The following is a 16,644-nucleotide window of genomic DNA, read 5'->3' as shown; positions in this document are numbered from 1 at the left end:
GCAGCGCGTCGAACCGGATCCGCTGCCGGCGCCGGACCATGTCCAGGAACAGGTTGGTCGTGATCCGGTGCAGCCAGCCCTCGAACGTGCCGGGCGAGAAGTCGGCCAGCGAGCGGAACACCCGGACGAACGTCTCCTGGGTGAGGTCCTCGGCGTCCTGGGCGTTGCCCGACAGCCGGTAGGCCAGCCGGTAGACCCGCGCGGAGTGCTCCCGCACGACCTGCTCCCAGGTCGGGGCCACCCAGGTCTCCCCACCGGCGGCGGTCAGCTCGGGGGCGGCGGGGGCCTGCGGCGGGACGGGGGCGTCGGGCACGGCTCCAGGATTCCAGACGGAGACGGCCGACTGCCCGCCCTCGGCCGTGGGTCGGGGGATCGCGGCTCGCTCGGGGCGCACGCCAGGGTCAACGGGGCAGGGCCGAGGCAGTGTTCCCGTTCACAGCAAGCTCCCATCTCGGCCGGGCGCGGCCGGTCCCCCCGCATCGGCCACTACCCTCGGCCGGTGATGAGCGCTGCGGGGACGACGGGGGAGCGAGCGTCGCAGCGAGGCGGGCGCCGGCAGGAAGTGAGCATCGCAGCCAGGGCCGGCGAGCGAGGAGCGGAGCGACCGCGGAGGCGCCCTGAGGTGCAGCGCGCGGAGCGGATCGAGCCCGGAGTCGAGCAGTGAGCACAGCGGGACCGCGGCCGGGGACGGACGGCGCCGCGTACGCCGACCGCTTCGCGGTGGAGACGCCCGCCCTGACGGCCGCCCGGGCCCGCGCCGCGCGCCTGGACGGCCCCGCCCCGGTGGAGCCCGCGGTCGGGGCCACCCTGGCCGTGCTGGCCGCCGGCTGCGGAGCGCGCGCGGTCGTCTCGATCGGCAGCGGCGGCGGCATGGCCGGCCTGTGGCTGCTGGAGGGCATGCGGCCCGACGGCGTCCTCACCGCCCTCGACGGCGACCCCGAGCAGCTGCGCGCCGCCCGCCGGGCGTTCACCGAGGCCGGCTTCCCCCCCGGCCGCACGCGGATGATCTTCGGTACCCCTGCCGAGGTGCTCCCCCGGCTCACCCCGGGTGCCTACGACATGGTGGTGTGCGCCGGGACGCCCACCGAGTACGCCGCCCAGCTGGACGCCGTCCTCGACCTGGTGCGGGTCGGCGGCACGGTGGCCTGCCACGGGCTGCTCGCGGGCAACCGGATCGCCGACCGGTCGGCCCGGGACAAGGAGACGGTCACCTGGCGCGAGGTGGCCCGCGTCGTCCGCGAGCACGAGGACCTCACCTCCGCCGTCCTCCCGATCGGCACCGGTCTGCTGGTGGCCACCAAGCGCCGCTGACGCCCGACCGACCTACACGAAGGCCCGCGCGCCCTTGCCCAGGACGGTGACCCCGCCGGGGCTGACGTGGTACCGCTGCGCGTCGCCGACCAGGTCGACGCCGATCCGGGCCCCCGGCGGGACGACGACGTTCTTGTCGAGGATCGCCCGCCGCACGTAGGCCCCCTCGCCGACGTGCACGCCGTCCATGAGCACGCTGTCCTCGACCCGCGCCCCGCGCTCCACGCGCACCCCGGGGGAGATCACCGAGTTGTGCACCGCGCCGCCGCCGATGATCGCCCCGGCGCTGACCATCGACTCCTCGGCGCGACCGCCGAGGACGAACTTCGCCGGCGGCTGCTGGGGCGGCAGCGAGTAGATCGGCCAGCGGTCGTTGTAGAGGTTGAAGATCGGCGACACCGAGACCAGGTCCATGTGCGCGTCGAAGTAGGAGTCGATCGTCCCGACGTCCCGCCAGTACCCGTGGTCGCGCTCGGTGCTGCCCGGGACGATGTTGGTGGAGAAGTCGTAGACCCAGGCCTCCCCGGCACCGGCGAGCATCGGCATGATCGAGCCGCCCATGTCGTGCGCCGAGCTCTCGTCCTGGGCATCGGCGCGCAGCGCCTCCAGCAGGGCGTCGGTGGTGAACACGTAGTTGCCCATGGAGGCGAAGCTCTCCTCCGGCGAGTCCGGGAGGCCCGGCGGGTCGGTGGGCTTCTCCAGGAAGCCGCGCACCTTCCCCTCGGCGTCGGAGTCGATGACGCCGAACCCGGTCGCCTCGTGCCGCGGCACCCGCAGGCCGGCGATGGTCACGCCGGCGCCGGTCTGCAGGTGCTGGTCGATCATCTGCCGCGGGTCCATCCGGTAGACGTGGTCGGCGCCGAAGACGACGACGATGTCCGGCCGCTCGTCGTAGATGAGGTTGAGGCTCTGGTAGATCGCGTCGGCGCTGCCCGTGTACCAGCGCGGCCCGAGCCGCTGCTGCGCCGGTACCGGCGTGACGTAGTTGCCCAGCAGGCTGGACATCCGCCAGGTCTGGGTGATGTGCCGGTCGAGGCTGTGGCTCTTGTACTGCGTGAGGACGGCGATCTGCCGGATGTCCCCGTTCACCAGGTTGGACAGCACGAAGTCGACCAGCCGGTAGTTGCCGCCGAAGGGCACGGCCGGCTTGGCGCGGTCCGCCGTCAGGGGTGCGAGTCGTTTGCCCTCGCCGCCGGCCAGGACGATGCCGAGAACCCGAGGTCCGCCACCCATGTCACGCAACGTAGCGGCTGACGGTGGCCCGCGCCGCCCCAGGATGCGCAAGTGCACCCCTAGGGTGTCCCCGTGCGCATCGGGATCGTGACCCGCGAGTGGCCGCCGGACGTCTACGGGGGCGCGGGAGTGCACGTCGAGCACCTGGTCGACGCCCTGCGCAAGCTGCCCGCGGGCCCGGACATCGACGTCCACGCGTTCGGCGATCCGCGCAGCGACGCGTCCGGGCACGCCGTGCCCGCCGGGCTGGCCGGCGCCAACGGCGCGCTGCAGGCGCTCGGGGTCGACGTCGAGATCGCCGCGGCCGTGGCCGGCACCGACCTCGTGCACAGCCACACCTGGTACGCCAACGCGGCCGGCCTGCTCGCCTCCCTCGTGCACGGCATGCCGCACGTGGTGACCGCGCACTCCCTCGAGCCGCGCCGCCCCTGGAAGGCCGAGCAGCTCGGCGGCGGTTACCGGCTCTCCTCGTGGGTGGAGCGCACCGCCTACGACGCGGCCGACGCGGTGATCGCGGTGAGCGCCGGGATGCGCGAGGACGTGCTGGCCGTCTACCCCGAGCTGGACCCGGCCCGCGTGCACGTGGTCCACAACGGCGTGGACGCCGAGGCCTACCGCCCGGTGCACGCGCCCGACGTCGTCCGGGGGCTGGGGGTGGACCCCGACCGGCCCTACGCGCTGTTCGTCGGCCGGATCGCCCGGCAGAAGGGGCTGCCCCACCTGCTCGCCGCGGCCGAGCAGCTGCCGGCCGACGCGGGCCTGGTGCTCTGCGCGGGCGCTGCCGACACCCCGGCCGAGCGGCAGCAGGTCGCCGACGCGGTCGCCGCGCTGCAGCAGCGGCGGGACGGCGTGGTCTGGATCGAGGCGATGCTCCCCCGCGAGCAGCTGGTGCCGCTGATCACGGAGGCCACGGTCTTCGTCTGCCCGTCGGTCTACGAGCCGCTGGGCATCGTGAACCTGGAGGCCGCCGCGTGCGGTACCGCGGTCGTCGCCAGCGCCGTCGGCGGCATCCCGGAGGTCGTCGAGGACGGCGTCACCGGCCTGCTGGTGCCCTACGACCCGGCCGACCCCGCCGCCTTCGAGGCCGGGCTCGCCGCCCGGATCAGCGAGCTGCTGGCCGCCCCGGCCCGCGCCGCCGCGATGGGCGCGGCCGGGCGGGAGCGGGTGCTCGCCGAGTTCGGCTGGCCCGCGATCGCCCAGCAGACGGTCGGGGTCTACTCCGCGGTGCTCGCCGCCCGGGGCTGACCCCGCGCCCCTGGTACCTTCCCCTCCGCCGGCCCGGCGCCGGCGACGCTGCTGCAGCGAAGTCCGGTGCGAACCCGGCGCTGTCCCGCAACTGTGATGACCGCCTCGGCGGCCTGAGCCAGATCGCCTGCCCTGCGTCGTGTTCCGACCCTCGCGGTAAGGGTCGCGCATCGGGCGCGGGCCGCCCGTGGGCGGCGCGCGCCGCCGCTCCAGGAGGCAATTCCGTTGTCCCGCACCCGCCGGCTCACCCCGGCCACGCTGCTCCTCCCGCTGGTCCTGGCCCTCGCGGCCTGCTCCGGCGACGCCCCCGCCGCCGGAGGGGCCGCCACCGCCACCACCACCTCGGCCGACGGCGGGGCCTTCCCGGTCACCGTGACCGGCGACGACGGGGAGCTGACCCTCGAGCAGCGGCCCGAGGCGATCGTGTCCCTGTCGGCCTCGGCGACCGAGATGCTCTTCGCGATCGGCGCCGGTGACCAGGTCGAGGCCGTCGACAGCACGTCCAACCACCCGGCCGAGGCGCCGACCACCGACCTGTCGGCCTTCACGCCGAACGCCGAGGCCATCGCGGCCTACTCGCCGGACCTGGTGGTCCTCAGCGACGACATGAACGGCATCGTGGACGCCCTCGACGCGCTGGCGGTGCCGACCCTGTTGCTCGGCGCGGCCGACACGCTCGACGACAGCTACGCCCAGCTGGAGACCCTCGGCGAGGCGACCGGCCACGCGGAGGGCGCCGCCGAGGTGATCACCGACATGCAGGAGCGCATCGACGCCGCGGTGGCCTCCGTCCCGGCCGAGGCCCAGGGCATGCGCGTCTACCACGAGCTCGACCCGAGCTTCTTCTCGACCACGAGCGACACCTTCGTCGGCAGCGTCTACACGCTGCTCGGGCTGGAGAACATCGCCGACGGCGCCGCCGACGCGGCCGGTGGCTACCCGCAGCTGTCCGCCGAGTACGTCGTCGGGCAGGCGCCCGGGCTGATCGTGCTCGCCGACACGGTGTGCTGCCAGCAGACCGCCGAGACGGTGGCCCAGCGCCCGGCGTTCGACACGGTGCCCGCCGTCCAGGAGGGCCGGGTGCTGGAGGCCGACGACGACATCGCCTCGCGGTGGGGTCCGCGGGTGGCCGACTTCGCCGAGTCCGTGGCCGCGGCGCTGCAGGGCTGAGGCCGGACGGCGATGACGGCGACCACCCGCTCGGGCCGGGCGCCCGCCGGGGCCGCACCCGGGCGGGCGGGCCGCCGCGGGGTGCTGGTGCTCGGCGGCGCCGTCCTGGCGCTGACTCTGGCCGCGCTGGCCGGGGTGTGGGTGGGTGCGCTGCCCCTCCCCCCGGGCGCCGTCGTCGCCACGCTCCTCGACCGGGCCCTGGGCCCGCTCGGCGTCGAGGTGGACGGGGGGCTGGACGCCACCGGGGCGGCGGTGCTGCTGCAGCTGCGGCTGCCCCGGGTGGTGCTGGCCGCGCTCGTCGGCGCCGGGCTGGCCGTGGCCGGGGCCGCCTACCAGGGCGTCTTCCGCAACCCGCTGGCCGACCCCTACCTGCTGGGTGCCGCCGCCGGCGCCGGGCTGGGCGCCACCCTGGTCATCGCCTACGCGCCGGGGGCGTCGCTGGGACCGGTCGGCGTGGTGCCGCTGGCCGCCTTCGTGGGGGCGCTGGTCGGGGTGGGCGCCGCGCTCGCCCTCGGCACCGCCGCCGGCGGCTCGCACAGCGCGACGCTGCTGCTCGCAGGGGTCGCCGTGGCCTCGTTCCTGGCCGCCGCGCAGACCCTGGTCCAGCAGCAGAACACCGACGACCTGCGCGAGGTGTACGGCTGGCTGCTCGGGCAGCTGGGCCGGGCGCAGTGGTCCGACGTGGTGCTGGTGCTCCCCTACCTGGGCCCGGCCTGCCTCGTGCTGCTGGTGTGCGGGCGGGCGCTGGACGTGCTGGCCGTCGGCGACGACGAGGCCGGGTCGCTGGGGGTGCTGCCGGGCCGGCTGCGGCTGCTGGTCCTCCTCGCCGCGTCGCTGGCCACCGCGTCGGCCGTGGCGGTCAGCGGGCTGATCGGCTTCGTCGGCCTGGTGGTGCCGCACATCGTCCGCCGCCTCGTCGGGGGCTCCTACGCCCGCGTGCTGCCGGTCGCGCTGGTCACCGGCGGCGCCTTCCTCGTGCTCGCCGACCTCGTCGCCCGGGTGGTGCTCGCCCCTGCCGAGCTGCCCATCGGGGTCGTGACCGCGTTCATCGGCGCCCCGTTCTTCGCGGGACTGCTGTGGCTCGGGGCGCGGCGGCGGTGACCGGCCGGAGCACGCCGCCCGCCACCGGCGGCGCCCGGGTGGAGGTCGTCGGGCTGAGCGCGGCCTACGGGCGCACCCCGGTCCTCGAGGAGGTCCGGCTGACCGTCGAGCCCGGCGGGTGGACGGCGGTCATCGGGCCCAACGGCTCGGGCAAGTCCACGCTGCTGCGCTCGGTGCTCGGCTTCCACCGCCACGAGGGGCTGGTCCGGATCGACGGCGTCCCCACCACGGGGATGCCGCGGCGCGAGCGGGCCCGCCACCTGGCGTACGCCCCGCAGCGTCCGGTCGTGCCCGACGGGGTGACCACCGGGGAGTACGTCATCCTCGGCCGGACCCCGCACCGGTCACTGCTGGCCGCGCCCCGGTCGGTGGACCGGCGGGTGGTGGCCGAGGTGATGGAGCGCCTCGAGCTGACCGGGCTGACCGACCGGTTGCTCTCGACGCTGTCCGGCGGGGAGCAGCAGCGGGCCGTGCTCGCCCGGGCGCTGGCCCAGCAACCACGGGTGCTGCTGCTCGACGAGCCGACCGCGGCCCTGGACCTCGGGCACGCCCAGCAGGTGCTCGACCTCGTCGACCTCCTGCGTCGCCAGGACGGGCTCACCGTCCTGAGCACGCTGCACGACCTGAGCCTCGCCGGGCAGTACGCCGACCGCCTCGCGATGCTGTCGCGGGGACGCGTCGTGGCCGAGGGGCGGCCGGCCGAGGTGCTGACCGCGCCGGCGCTGCAGGCCCACTACGGCGCGCGCGCCCAGGTGGTGCCCGGCCCGCACGGGCCGGCGGTCCTCCCGCTGCGCGCCCCGGGTTGACCCACCGAGCGTTGCCGGACCGTTTCGGATGCCCCCGCGATTGGGGGTCGGCCACCCCCGCCGTCAGGCCGTTGGCAAGGGCTGTCACCGAGCGTGTCGGCGGGTCACACTGAACGGCATCGCGGCAGTCCCGCCGCAGCCCGACAACGGCCCGCCGGTACGGTGCGCTCCGCTGGCAACACGGACCGAGGCAGGAGGTGACGCGTGATCAAGGTGCTGCTCGCCGACGACCACGCGTTCGTCCGCGACGCCCTGGTGGACCTGCTCTCCGAGAGCGGCGACGTCACCGTGGTCGCCGAGTGCGAGGACGGCGAGCAGGTGCTCGAGGCCGCGCAGCGCACCGAGCCCGACGTCGTCCTGCTGGACCTGGCGATGCCGCGCGTCACGGGGCTGGAGGCCGCACGCGAGCTGCTCGCGGCCCAGCCGCGGACCCGGGTGGTCATCCTCACCGGCTCCCTCACCCCCGCCCTCGTCAAGGAGGCCGAGGAGATCGGGGTGGTCGGCTACCTGCTCAAGGACGACGACCCCGGCGCACTCCCCGGCCACGTGCGCGCGGTCGCGGCCGGGGGGACGGCGTGGAGCGCCGCGGCCTCGGCGCACCAGCGCGGAGCAGTGTGAACCCGCTTACGGAACGGCAGCGTTCTGGTTACGGAGAGTATCGGCTCGCGACACCTCCCTCGTTCGAGGCAGGTCTTAGGTCACCGCTAAGCGAAAAGACCCTGGTCACATCGCCCGACGTCCGGTGATATATGCGCGCTCGCGGCGATGGATCCGCGGGCAGCGATCACCTACGGGGGACCCCATGGCGCTTGCCCAGCTCGACCGGCCGACTCAGCGCGTCCAGGCGCGCGTGCTGGTCGTCGACGACCACCGCACCTTCGCCGAGCTGCTCTCCGGTGCGCTCGCCTCCGCCGGTATGGACGCGGTGGGGACGGCGCACTCGGCAGCGCAGGCCGTCGCGATGGCCCAGGACCTGCAGCCCGACATCATCGTGATGGACATCGAGATGCCGCGGCAGGACGGCCTGGCCGCCACCCGGCGCGTCCGCGAGGTCGCTCCGCACGCGGTCGTCGCCGTGGTGACCGCCCACCGCGACCCCGACTGGGTGGTGCGTGCGGCCCAGGCCGGCGCCTCGGCGTTCATCCCCAAGGACGGGTCGCTCGCCGAGATGATCGACGTGCTCAGCCGGGTGCAGCCGGGGCAGATGCTCGTCGCCCCCTCGACCTTCGCCGGCGGGCCCACCTGCGCTCCCGCGACGTCGCCCGACCGCGAGCCGCAGCCGCAGCTGACCCGCCGCGAGCAGGAGGTCCTCGACTGTCTGGGTCGCGGCATGCAGGTCAAGGCGATCGCCCGGGTGCTGGGCATCACGCTCGAGACCTGCCGGGGCTACGTGAAGTCCCTGCACGCCAAGCTCGGTGTCCGGTCCCAACTGGAGGCGGTCGTCAAGGCGCAGCAGTTGGGCCTGCTCGGCTCGCTGCATGAGCACTGAGCTCGATCCGCTCAGCACGTCCCGCAGCACCCTCTCCTCGCGACTCCGGCATCGGCGCGCGCGCTCGGGGAACCGGCCGCGGCGTGAGCTCGTCGCCTTCTTCGCCAGCGCCCTGCTGATCCTGCTCGCCGTGTCGGCCGGGACCGTCTGGGCCAGCGAGCGGATCGCGCGCACCAACGCGCTCGCCGAGGCCCAGCGCAGTGCCCAGAACCTCACCAGGCTGGTGGTGGCCCCCGTGCTGAGCGACGCGCTGGCCGGTGTCCCCGGTCGGTGGGAGGAGCTGGGCCGGGACGTCGCGAACCGGACGAGCGACGGGTCGGTCACCAAGATCGTCGTGTGGAATGCGGAAGGTCGGATCCTCTTCGCCAGCGACGAGAGCCTGATCGGCCGGGTCCTCGACCCCTCCCCGGAGCTCCGGGCGGCCATCGGCGGCGAGACCGTTGCCGACATCGACGAGCACCCGGAGACGTCGCCCGCCGGCCCGGCCGAGGCGGTGCTCGAGGTCTACACCCCGCTGACGGTGCGGGGCGAGCCGCTGGCGGTCGAGGCCTACTTCAGCTACGACAGCATCGACCGGCAGGCCGCCCTGCTGCGTGGGGAGATCATCCCGGTCGCGCTCGGGGCGCTCGTGCTGCTGCAGGTGGTGCAGATCCCGATCGCCACCTCGCTGGCCCGCCGGGTCCGGCGCCAGGAGACCGAACGGGCCGAGCTCATGCAGCGGTCGGTCGAGGCGTCGGACCGGGAACGCCGGGCGATCGCGGCGGACGTCCACGACGGACCGGTCCAGGACCTCGCCGGGGTCAGCTACGCGCTGAGCGCGCTGAGGTCCAGCGTGCCCGGGGAACGCCAGCCGACGGTCGACCGGCTGGTGTCCACCGTCCGGCACGCCGTCCAGTCCCTGCGCCGACTCATGATCGACATCTATCCCCCCGACCTCAGCGGGCCCGGTCTGGGCACCGCGATCAGCGACGCGGCCGATCCGCTGCGCGCCCAGGGGATCGAGGTGATCCTGGACGCCGCCCCGCTGCCGGAGATGACCTCCGACGCCGCAGCAGCGCTGTACCGGACGGCCAAGGAAGCGCTGGCCAACGTGGCCAAGCACGCGCAGGCCACGCACGTCTGGATCACCCTCGAGGAGACCGAGCTGCACGAGGCGCCGGCGGTGCGGCTGGAGATCGCCGATGACGGGGTGGGTTTCCCGGCGAGCGGCACCGACCGCCGGCAGGAAGGCCACCTGGGGCTGTCGCTGGTGCACGACCGCGTGGCCGACCTGGAGGGAACGGTGACGCTCAGTGCGCGCCTTGGGGGCGGCGCCGTCCTCACTGCCGTGGTGCCGCCCGGCCACGAAGGGTCGTGACTACGCAGCGTGACTTCATCGACTCCCCTCTTCAGGGGATCTTGAGGTCCCCACAGCACGGCTGTAACGGACGAGGCGTTCTCGGGAGAGTTCCTGTGCCGCAACCATCGCGCGCCAGCGAGGAGCTTCTCGAATGGAAACGCCGAGCGTGAACCGACGCGACGTCCTCGAGGTCCCGCCGGCCCCCATGACGTCCGCGGCGCCGTCCCGCGCCCGCCGGGTCACCCGCCTGTGGGAGTCCGCCGCGGGCCTCGGGCTGGCCGCGGCCGGAGTGCTGCACGTGGCCGCGGCGGTGGACCACCTCGAGGCCGGGGACCTGGCCGTGGGGTTCTTCCTCCTCACCGCCCTGGCCCAGGTCGGTGTGGCGGGCTGGCTGGCGATCGGCACCTGGACCGGTTCCCGGCCGAGCCCGCAGCTGGTCATCATGGCCCTCCTGGGCACGGTGTCGCTGCTCGCGCTGTATCTGGTGGCCCACATGACGTCCCTGCTCGACGCCTTCGCAGTGGCCGACCACGGCTCCGGCGGGCACGGGCACGGCGGCGTCCGGGACGGTCAGACGCAGATCGACCCGGTCACCGGTGTCGATTTCTCCGCCGGCATGCCGATCTCCTCCGAGGGGCCGCTCGCCATGGACGGCCAGCAGCCCGCCTCCGGCCGGCACGGGCCCGACGGCATCGGCACCGCGACGGTGACCGCCGAGCTGCTGGCCCTCACAGCGCTCACCGCGCTCGCGCCGGCCGGCTGGCGCGGCCGCATCGTCAACGGGCTGTTCGCCCTCGGCGCGCTCACCTGGGGGCTCTGGTTCACCGGCGTCCTCGGGTGAACCGCTCCTCCCCGACTGCCGCCGCGGTCACCGCTGACCCCCGCACCGGTGACCGCGGCGGTGCACGTCAGCGGCCGCGCCCGACCGGCGACGACACCCCCCGAGCCGCCGCGGCTCCCGCTGACCTCCGCACCGGGAGCCGCGGCCGTCCTGCGTGGCGGCCTCGTGCGTGGCGGCCTCGTGCGTGGCAGCGGCTGCGCGGGCTGGGCCTCTGGCTGACGGCGGCCCTGGCGCTCCTCGCCGTCGGGTCCCTGGCCGGGCTACTGCCGGTGCAGGCGATGCGGGTGGACTCGGACAGCATGACGCCGACCGTCACCTCCGGTGACCTGCTGCTGGTCCGCCACGGTTCCGGCCCGGTCGTCCGCGGCGACATCGTCGCCGTGGAGCACCCGCTGGACGGCGGGATGCTGGTCAAGCGGGCCGTCGGGGTCGGGGGCGACCAGGTCGGCATCGAGGACGGCGTCCTGGTGGTCAACGGTTCACCCGTGTGCGAGCCGGCGATCGACCCACTCCTGCTGGATGGCGTCTGGTTCGGCCCGGTCACCGTGCCCCCGGACGCGCTGTTCCTGCTCAGCGACAACCGGGACGGGTCGGTGGACTCCCGCGCCTTCGGCCCCGTGCCCACCTCGGAGATGGTTGGCGTGGTCACCGGCCGCGTGTGGCCCCACCCGGGCCCGCTGCCCTCGCCATCCGCCGGCTGCTGAGCCCGCCCGTCCCCCGCAGAACCGGGTTCGCCCGCTCAGCCGCGGATCTGGTCCTCCGTGGCCGACGGGGAGGGCAGGTCGTCGGCGGAGCGGGACAGCTCGTGCCACAGCTTGTTGGTGTCGTTGAGCTCGCGCTCCACACCGGTGAGGGCGACGTGCACGGGGATCCCGGGACGGCCGCCGACCTTGACGAGGAAGTGGCCCCGGCCCGGGGGCTCGGCCTCCGCACCGACGCCGGGATTCCAGGCCGGCGGGTCCTGCCAGCCGACGAGGAGGTCCTGCTCGGCCCGGGTCAGCGGGACGGCGGAGGTGAGCATCGGCATCTCCGCGGAGGGCAGCCCGCCGCAGATCACCATCCCGGAGCGCTCCACGAACCCGCGGGCCTTCATCCGGTCCTCCTCGCTGGGCAGGGCCAGGAGGTCGCTCATGGTGTGGCTGACCATCGCCATGCCGACGCCGCGCTGCCGGTTGAGCCGGGTGAGGGCGTCGACCCGGTCGACCATGCCCCGCCCGGCCCGCAGCGCGCGCCACAGCTCGTCCAGCACGACGAAGTAGTGCCGGCGCGGCTCCAGGCCGGCGTCGGCGAGGGCGTGCCCGACGCTGATCGCGCCGAACCCGGCGGACCAGCAGGCCAGCAGCACCGCGGCCTGCAGGTCGGTCTGGGCGTCGTCGATGCTGGACACGTCGAACACCACGGGCCGGTCGCGGCGCATCGGGGTGGTGGTCGGCTCGGCGAAGATCCGCCCGAGCCGCCCGCCGCCGGTCAGGCCGATGAGCGTGGCCTCGAGGTCCTCGGTGACGTCGTCGTAGCGGGTGCGGTCCCCCCGGTCGAGCGCGGCGGCGCGGACGTCCTCCGGCGCGGCCCGCAGCACCGCCAGCAGGTCGTGCAACGTGGGTGCACCGCGGCGGGCCGCCTCGTGAGTGTCGTCGAGGACGCGCAGCGCCCGGTCGAGGACGGTCTCCTCGCGGTCGGTGGGCGGGGCGCTCCGCATGACGGTGATCAGCGCGGCCACGATGGCGTGCCGCCGTCCGTGCGCATCGGCCAGGACCTGGCTGCGGGCGTCACCGGTCAGCCGGGCCGCCGCGGCCACCGCCTCGCCGGGGTCCAGGACGTTGAGGTACCCGCGGCCGCGGCCGAGGCGGATCACCTGCCCGCCGATGGCCTCCACGAGGTCGACGTAGTCGGGCTTGAGGTCGCCCAGGACCAGGGGCATGACGCCGTAGCCGGCCAGGCCGAGGGCCATCCGGCGGACCACCGTGGACTTGCCCAGGCCGGGCTTGCCGAGCACGAACGCCGACGGGTTGCTGATCAGGTTGGCCCGCTGGAACCAGCTGATCGGGTCGCAGCACAGCGTGGCGCCCGACAGCAGGTTGCGGCCCAGCGGCACCCCGGTCATCGGCGTCCCGGTGCCGACGGCGAACGGCCACAGCCCGCAGGCCTGCACCGTGGTGGCCCGCCACTGGTCGGGTGCCTGTACGTAGGTCGACGAGCCGCGGCCGCGGCCCGGCCAGCCGCGGGGGCCGGGCTCCGGGACCGCCGCCGGGCGGCTCCCCCGCCGGTGCTTCACAGCGCCTCCCGGAACTCGGTGGGGACGGTCAGGTGGGCCGAGGGCACGATGCCCAGCGGCAGCGCCGCGGCGAAGGCGGAGTCCTGTGAGCCGTAGACCGGGCGCAGCTGGGTGCGGGCGGTCGCCGACAGGCTGTCGACGGCGGCGCGGGCCGCGTCCAGCGCGGCGCGGGGGTCGTCGAGCATGTCGGCGTCGGCCACGGTGGCGGTCACCAGCAGCCCGAAGTCGACCAGCCCGGCGCCGCGGGCCTCCTCCTCGGCGGTGAGCGCCGCGGCCCGCTGCTCCTGCAGGACCCGGGCGCTGGGCCGGGACGAGGAGGAGGCGCGGAAGTCGGCGGTGCGCTTGTCCTGCTCCACGATGCGGGCGGCCCGGCCGGCGTCGAGCGGCCGGTACAGCAGGGTCACCCGCTTGCGGTCGATGTCGGGGTGCGGCGCCACCAGGTCGGCGAGCACCGACGAGTAGACCTCGCCCCGCGGCGCCTCGGTCATCGACCAGGTCACGGAGACCGCGCCGTCGTGCCGGTACCAGCCCCACCCGGCCTGCGCAGCCGTCGGGCCGACGTCCGCCCAGGTCAGCTGCGGCTCGTCCCCGGCCGCGCGTGCCTCGTCGAAGACCCGGGCGACCGAGGGGTCGTAGGCCACCCGGACCACCTCGCACAGCTCCTGCGCGGTCGCCGGGCGCACCGCGCCCGCGCCGGTGGCGTTCAGCCCGGCGGCGAGCCCGGGCAGCCGGGTGCCGAGGTCGCGGGCGACGTCCTCGAGCTCCCGCTTGCGGCCACCGCTGCGACCGGCCGCCGAGAAGGTGAGCGACACGTACGCGGTGACCGTGGCCGAGCCGGCGGGGTAGGTGTCCACGACCTCGCGCAGCATCGCCAACGCCACCGACGGGGCACGCGGGTCGAGGTGGGTGTCGACCTCCCGCCGCAGCAGGCTGCCGGAGTCGGGCGCGGTCTCCACGGTCACCGAGGCCGCGACCAGGCCCGGCTCGTTGCCCAGGGAGGCCAGCCAGGCACCCCAGTGGGCCACCCAGTTGTCGACCTGGTCCTCGTCGACCAGCGAGGCTCCGTCGGGCTCGCTGACGAGGACGACGGTGGCGTGCCGCGTCGTGGGGACGGTGACCAGCGCGAACCGGCGGCCGTAGGTGTCCCGCCACTCCGAGAGCCGCGAGCCGGCCGCCAGCCCGGGCAGCTGGAAGGTGCCCCACGGCGTCTGACCCAGCGGGCCGGAACGGTAGAGGTGCTTCCCGCCCCGGCGGGCCCGGGACCACCCGAGGCGGTTGGCGAGCCGCTGGACCCCCGAGCGGTGGTGCCGGTCGCGCACGACGAGCAGCGTCAGCAGCGCGGTGAGCAGCGCGGCCGGCAGCAGCGCCCACATCAGGCCGGCCAGGGAGAGCGTGGCGATCACCGCGATCAGGCCGAACAGCAGCAGGCCGGTGCCGAGCGTGCCGAGGCTGCCGAGGCCCGCGCTGGCGTGCCGGCGCCAGTTCCCGTAGGTCCGGGGGGTGGCGGTGGGGGGCGCGACGCTCACGAGAGGTCCTCTCCGTCGGTGCGCGGGGTGGGGAGGGCGCGGTCGTCGGCGGCCGGCCGGGGAGCGGCGACGCGCAGCCGGCGGCCGTCCTGGACGGGACCGGTCACCGGGACCGTCCCGGCCTCGAGCAGGGTGTCGGGGTCGATCCCCGGGAGGACGGCGCCCGGCTGGGCGGTGTTGCGAACGAACACCACCGCCGCCGGCCGGGAGCCGGCAGCCCGTGCCGACGGGACGCGGATCGGCGAGGCGCCACCGGAGCCGGAGGTCGCGCCACCGGGGGCGACCGTCACGGGCACCACGGCGCGGGCACCGGTCGGCAGGCCGCCGGTGACCACGCGCATCCGGCCGGCGGAGGCGGCGGTCCGCACGGCGGGCCGCAGCACCCGCAGCAGGACCGGCAGTGCGGCGATGGCCAGGCCCAGGAACGTGACCCCGCTCAGCGCCGCCACCAGGGGCGCGTCGGCGGGTGCCGGCGCGAGGAGGAAGGCGGTGGCGTAGACCAGCGCGGCGGCCGGCTGGTACAGCGCGAAGGCCACGAGCCAGGTGAGGGTGCGGACGAAGACCGCCCGGCCCGTGTCGGTGTTCGTCGCCGACGCCGTCAGCGGCAGCACCCCGGCCAGGACGACGAGCACCACCCCGCGGGCTACCAGCAGGACCACCTGCAGGACGGCGCCCACCAGGACCGTCGCGCCCAGCAGGATCGTCAGGACGACGGACATGTCGTCGCTCTGCTGCAGGGCGAGCAGCTCGGTCAGGCCGCCCTCGACATCACCGGTGGCCCGCTCGAGGATCCAGACCGAGAACGCGTCCGCCGCACTGACCAGCAGCATCACGCCGGTGAGGCCGGCGCCGGAGACCAGCACCAGCGTGCCCAGGCCGCGCAGCAGGTCCGCGAGGGGCTGGCTGCGCTGCTGCCACACCATGCGGCCCGCGGCGATCAGCACGGCCACCACGGCCATCGCGCCGGTGTACCAGGCCAGCGAGCCGGTCAGCAGCCCCACCGCCTCGGACGGCGTCGCGACGCCGTCGGGGCCGACCGTGCCGATCCCGGGGGACGGCGGATCGGCCCACAGTCGCGCCACGGCGGCCAGTGCGTCGCCGGCGGCCTCGACGATCTCCCGCGCCAGATCGCCCAAGGGGTTGCCTCCTTCACTGTTGTCGAGCACGCCGGTGCCCGCAGCCGGGATCGCCGGGTCGAGGAACGCCTCGGCCAGGTCCGGGACGTCGGGATCGCTGATGTCGACCGAGCCCGTGATCGGGCCGTCGAGGTCGGGGCCGCCGAGGTCGGGGCCGCCTTGGTCGTCGGGGCCGCCCGAGCCGCCGGGGTCGTCGGGGCCGGGGTCGTCGGGGCCGGAGCCGCCGGGGAGGGCCGCGGCGGCGATCCGGTCGTCCTGCAGGATCTGCGCGGTCTCCTCGGGGGTGAGTTCCGGGACCCCGTCCTGCGGGAGGACCTCCGAGGTGGGTGGCGGTGGCGGCGGGTCCGACGCGGGTGGCGGCGGTTCCGACACCGGCGGTGGCGGCGGCTCCGAGGTCGGCGACGGCGGTGGCGGCGGGTCCGACGCGGGTGGCGGCGGTTCCGACACCGGCGGTGGCGGCGGTTCCGAGGTCGGCGACGGCGGGGGCGGCGGGTCCGAGGTCGGCGGCGGCGGTTCCGACACCGGCGGTGGCGGCGGTTCCGACACCGGCGGTGGCGGCGGGTCCGAGGTCGGCGGCGGGTCCGAGGTCCGCGGCGGGTCCGAGGTCGGCGGCGGGGGCGGTTCGGGCGTCGCCGTCACTGTTGCCGTCGCTTCCGGAGTCGGTGCCGGGGTCGGTGTCACCTCGGAGGTGGGCGTGGGGGTGGGCTCCGCAGGCACCGGGGTGGTCACGTCGACCTCCCCCGCATCTCGTCGTGCATGGCTGCGCTCCCCGGCCCTCGGTCAGACCAGGGCGGCGATCAGGCCGGATGCCGACCCGACGAGCACCGCACCCCCGAGGACGTAGGCGAGGCTCAGCGCGTGCTCCGCGCCCTCGCCGCGCCGGTGGGCCAGTGCCATGCGGGCGCCGACCAGGAGCACGCCCACGACACAGACGGCGAGGACGGTCCAGGCCACCCACTGGACGATCGTCGCGATGCCCTCGGCACCGGGTGGGGCGACGCCCTCGCCGGGGTCGACGACGGCCAGGAGCTGCGATGCGGCGAGCGAAGTCATCCGTCTGGTCCTCGGAGGTCGGGGAAAGCGCCGACCGCGGCCGGCGACCGGAGCAGGAGGCGCTGGAGCACCAGCTGCCCGGGAGCGGCGGGCGCGTTCGTGCGCGGCCGGTGGGTGACCGG

At 75.4% G+C, this 16,644-nt stretch carries 16 protein-coding genes; 10 read left to right on the top strand and 6 right to left on the bottom strand.

Features of this window, described 5'->3' with window-relative positions:
* Positions 1 to 313: sigma-70 family RNA polymerase sigma factor (locus tag BMZ50_RS14775; RefSeq protein ID WP_245753658.1), on the bottom strand; the 313-nt coding region annotated here is incomplete at its 3' end.
* Positions 314 to 660: 347 nt separating this feature from the next.
* Between BMZ50_RS14775 and BMZ50_RS14770 the strand changes: the two genes are divergently transcribed.
* A complete protein-coding gene (locus BMZ50_RS14770) occupies positions 661 to 1,311 on the top strand; it encodes an O-methyltransferase (RefSeq protein ID WP_091325915.1) in 651 nt (216 codons plus the stop codon).
* Positions 1,312 to 1,323: 12 nt separating this feature from the next.
* Here BMZ50_RS14770 and glgC read toward each other — a convergent pair whose 3' ends face one another.
* Entirely contained in the window at positions 1,324 to 2,544 is a 1,221-nt protein-coding gene (gene glgC, locus BMZ50_RS14765; RefSeq protein ID WP_091325912.1) for a glucose-1-phosphate adenylyltransferase, read from the bottom strand.
* 72 nt (positions 2,545 to 2,616) lie between these two features.
* Here glgC and glgA point away from each other — a divergent pair, with 72 nt between their 5' ends.
* The 9 genes from glgA (at position 2,617) to lepB (ending at position 11,239) form a co-directional block, all read left to right on the top strand.
* On the top strand, positions 2,617 to 3,789 hold the full coding sequence (gene glgA / locus BMZ50_RS14760) for a glycogen synthase (RefSeq protein ID WP_091325909.1): 1,173 nt from the start codon (positions 2,617 to 2,619) through the stop codon (positions 3,787 to 3,789).
* 225 nt (positions 3,790 to 4,014) lie between these two features.
* On the top strand, positions 4,015 to 4,959 hold the full coding sequence (locus BMZ50_RS14755; protein ID WP_245753657.1) for an ABC transporter substrate-binding protein: 945 nt from the start codon (positions 4,015 to 4,017) through the stop codon (positions 4,957 to 4,959).
* Positions 4,960 to 4,971: 12 nt separating this feature from the next.
* Entirely contained in the window at positions 4,972 to 6,060 is a 1,089-nt protein-coding gene (locus BMZ50_RS14750; protein ID WP_091325904.1) for a FecCD family ABC transporter permease, read from the top strand.
* Positions 6,057 to 6,866, top strand: a complete 810-nt coding sequence (locus BMZ50_RS14745; protein WP_091325963.1) for an ABC transporter ATP-binding protein — start codon at positions 6,057 to 6,059, stop codon at positions 6,864 to 6,866. Before BMZ50_RS14750 ends, BMZ50_RS14745 begins: the two co-directional genes overlap by 4 nt.
* A gap of 204 nt (positions 6,867 to 7,070) precedes the next feature.
* Positions 7,071 to 7,484, top strand: coding sequence for a response regulator (locus BMZ50_RS14740; RefSeq protein WP_091325902.1), 414 nt, complete (start codon positions 7,071 to 7,073; stop codon positions 7,482 to 7,484).
* Between the two features lie 184 nt (positions 7,485 to 7,668).
* Positions 7,669 to 8,355: a response regulator transcription factor gene (locus BMZ50_RS14735; RefSeq protein WP_091325900.1), complete on the top strand. Its 687-nt coding sequence runs from the start codon at positions 7,669 to 7,671 to the stop codon at positions 8,353 to 8,355.
* Complete coding sequence (locus BMZ50_RS14730; RefSeq protein WP_091325899.1) at positions 8,345 to 9,712, top strand: sensor histidine kinase; 1,368 nt, start codon at positions 8,345 to 8,347, stop codon at positions 9,710 to 9,712. The genes BMZ50_RS14735 and BMZ50_RS14730 overlap by 11 nt, the downstream gene beginning before the upstream one ends.
* Positions 9,713 to 9,860: 148 nt before the next feature.
* Positions 9,861 to 10,535 (top strand): hypothetical protein, encoded by a 675-nt coding sequence (locus BMZ50_RS24240; RefSeq protein WP_177212798.1) that lies wholly within the window; start codon positions 9,861 to 9,863, stop codon positions 10,533 to 10,535.
* Positions 10,532 to 11,239, top strand: a complete 708-nt coding sequence (lepB, locus tag BMZ50_RS25080) for a signal peptidase I (RefSeq protein WP_177212797.1) — start codon at positions 10,532 to 10,534, stop codon at positions 11,237 to 11,239. Before BMZ50_RS24240 ends, lepB begins: the two co-directional genes overlap by 4 nt.
* Positions 11,240 to 11,274: 35 nt before the next feature.
* On the opposite strand, the gene BMZ50_RS14720 is transcribed toward lepB, so the two are convergent.
* The 4 genes from BMZ50_RS14720 to BMZ50_RS14705 all read right to left on the bottom strand — a co-directional run bounded on the left by BMZ50_RS14720 (position 11,275) and on the right by BMZ50_RS14705 (position 16,522).
* A complete protein-coding gene (locus BMZ50_RS14720) occupies positions 11,275 to 12,807 on the bottom strand; it encodes a hypothetical protein (RefSeq protein WP_218146258.1) in 1,533 nt (510 codons plus the stop codon).
* Positions 12,804 to 14,333, bottom strand: coding sequence for an SCO6880 family protein (locus BMZ50_RS14715; protein WP_091325897.1), 1,530 nt, complete (start codon positions 14,331 to 14,333; stop codon positions 12,804 to 12,806). The genes BMZ50_RS14720 and BMZ50_RS14715 overlap by 4 nt, the downstream gene beginning before the upstream one ends.
* A complete protein-coding gene (locus tag BMZ50_RS14710; RefSeq protein WP_091325895.1) occupies positions 14,330 to 15,841 on the bottom strand; it encodes a hypothetical protein in 1,512 nt (503 codons plus the stop codon). The genes BMZ50_RS14715 and BMZ50_RS14710 overlap by 4 nt, the downstream gene beginning before the upstream one ends.
* A gap of 408 nt (positions 15,842 to 16,249) precedes the next feature.
* The gene (locus BMZ50_RS14705; protein WP_091325893.1) at positions 16,250 to 16,522 is read right to left on the bottom strand and encodes a hypothetical protein; all 273 of its coding nucleotides are present in this window, start codon (positions 16,520 to 16,522) and stop codon (positions 16,250 to 16,252) included.
* Positions 16,523 to 16,644: the final 122 nt, after the last annotated feature.

It is taken from the genome of Geodermatophilus ruber (assembly GCF_900114385.1).
Classification (GTDB): domain Bacteria; phylum Actinomycetota; class Actinomycetes; order Mycobacteriales; family Geodermatophilaceae; genus Geodermatophilus; species Geodermatophilus ruber.
The sequence above is the reverse complement of the archived record's forward strand: the minus strand, read 5'-3'. Positions and strand labels throughout refer to the sequence as shown.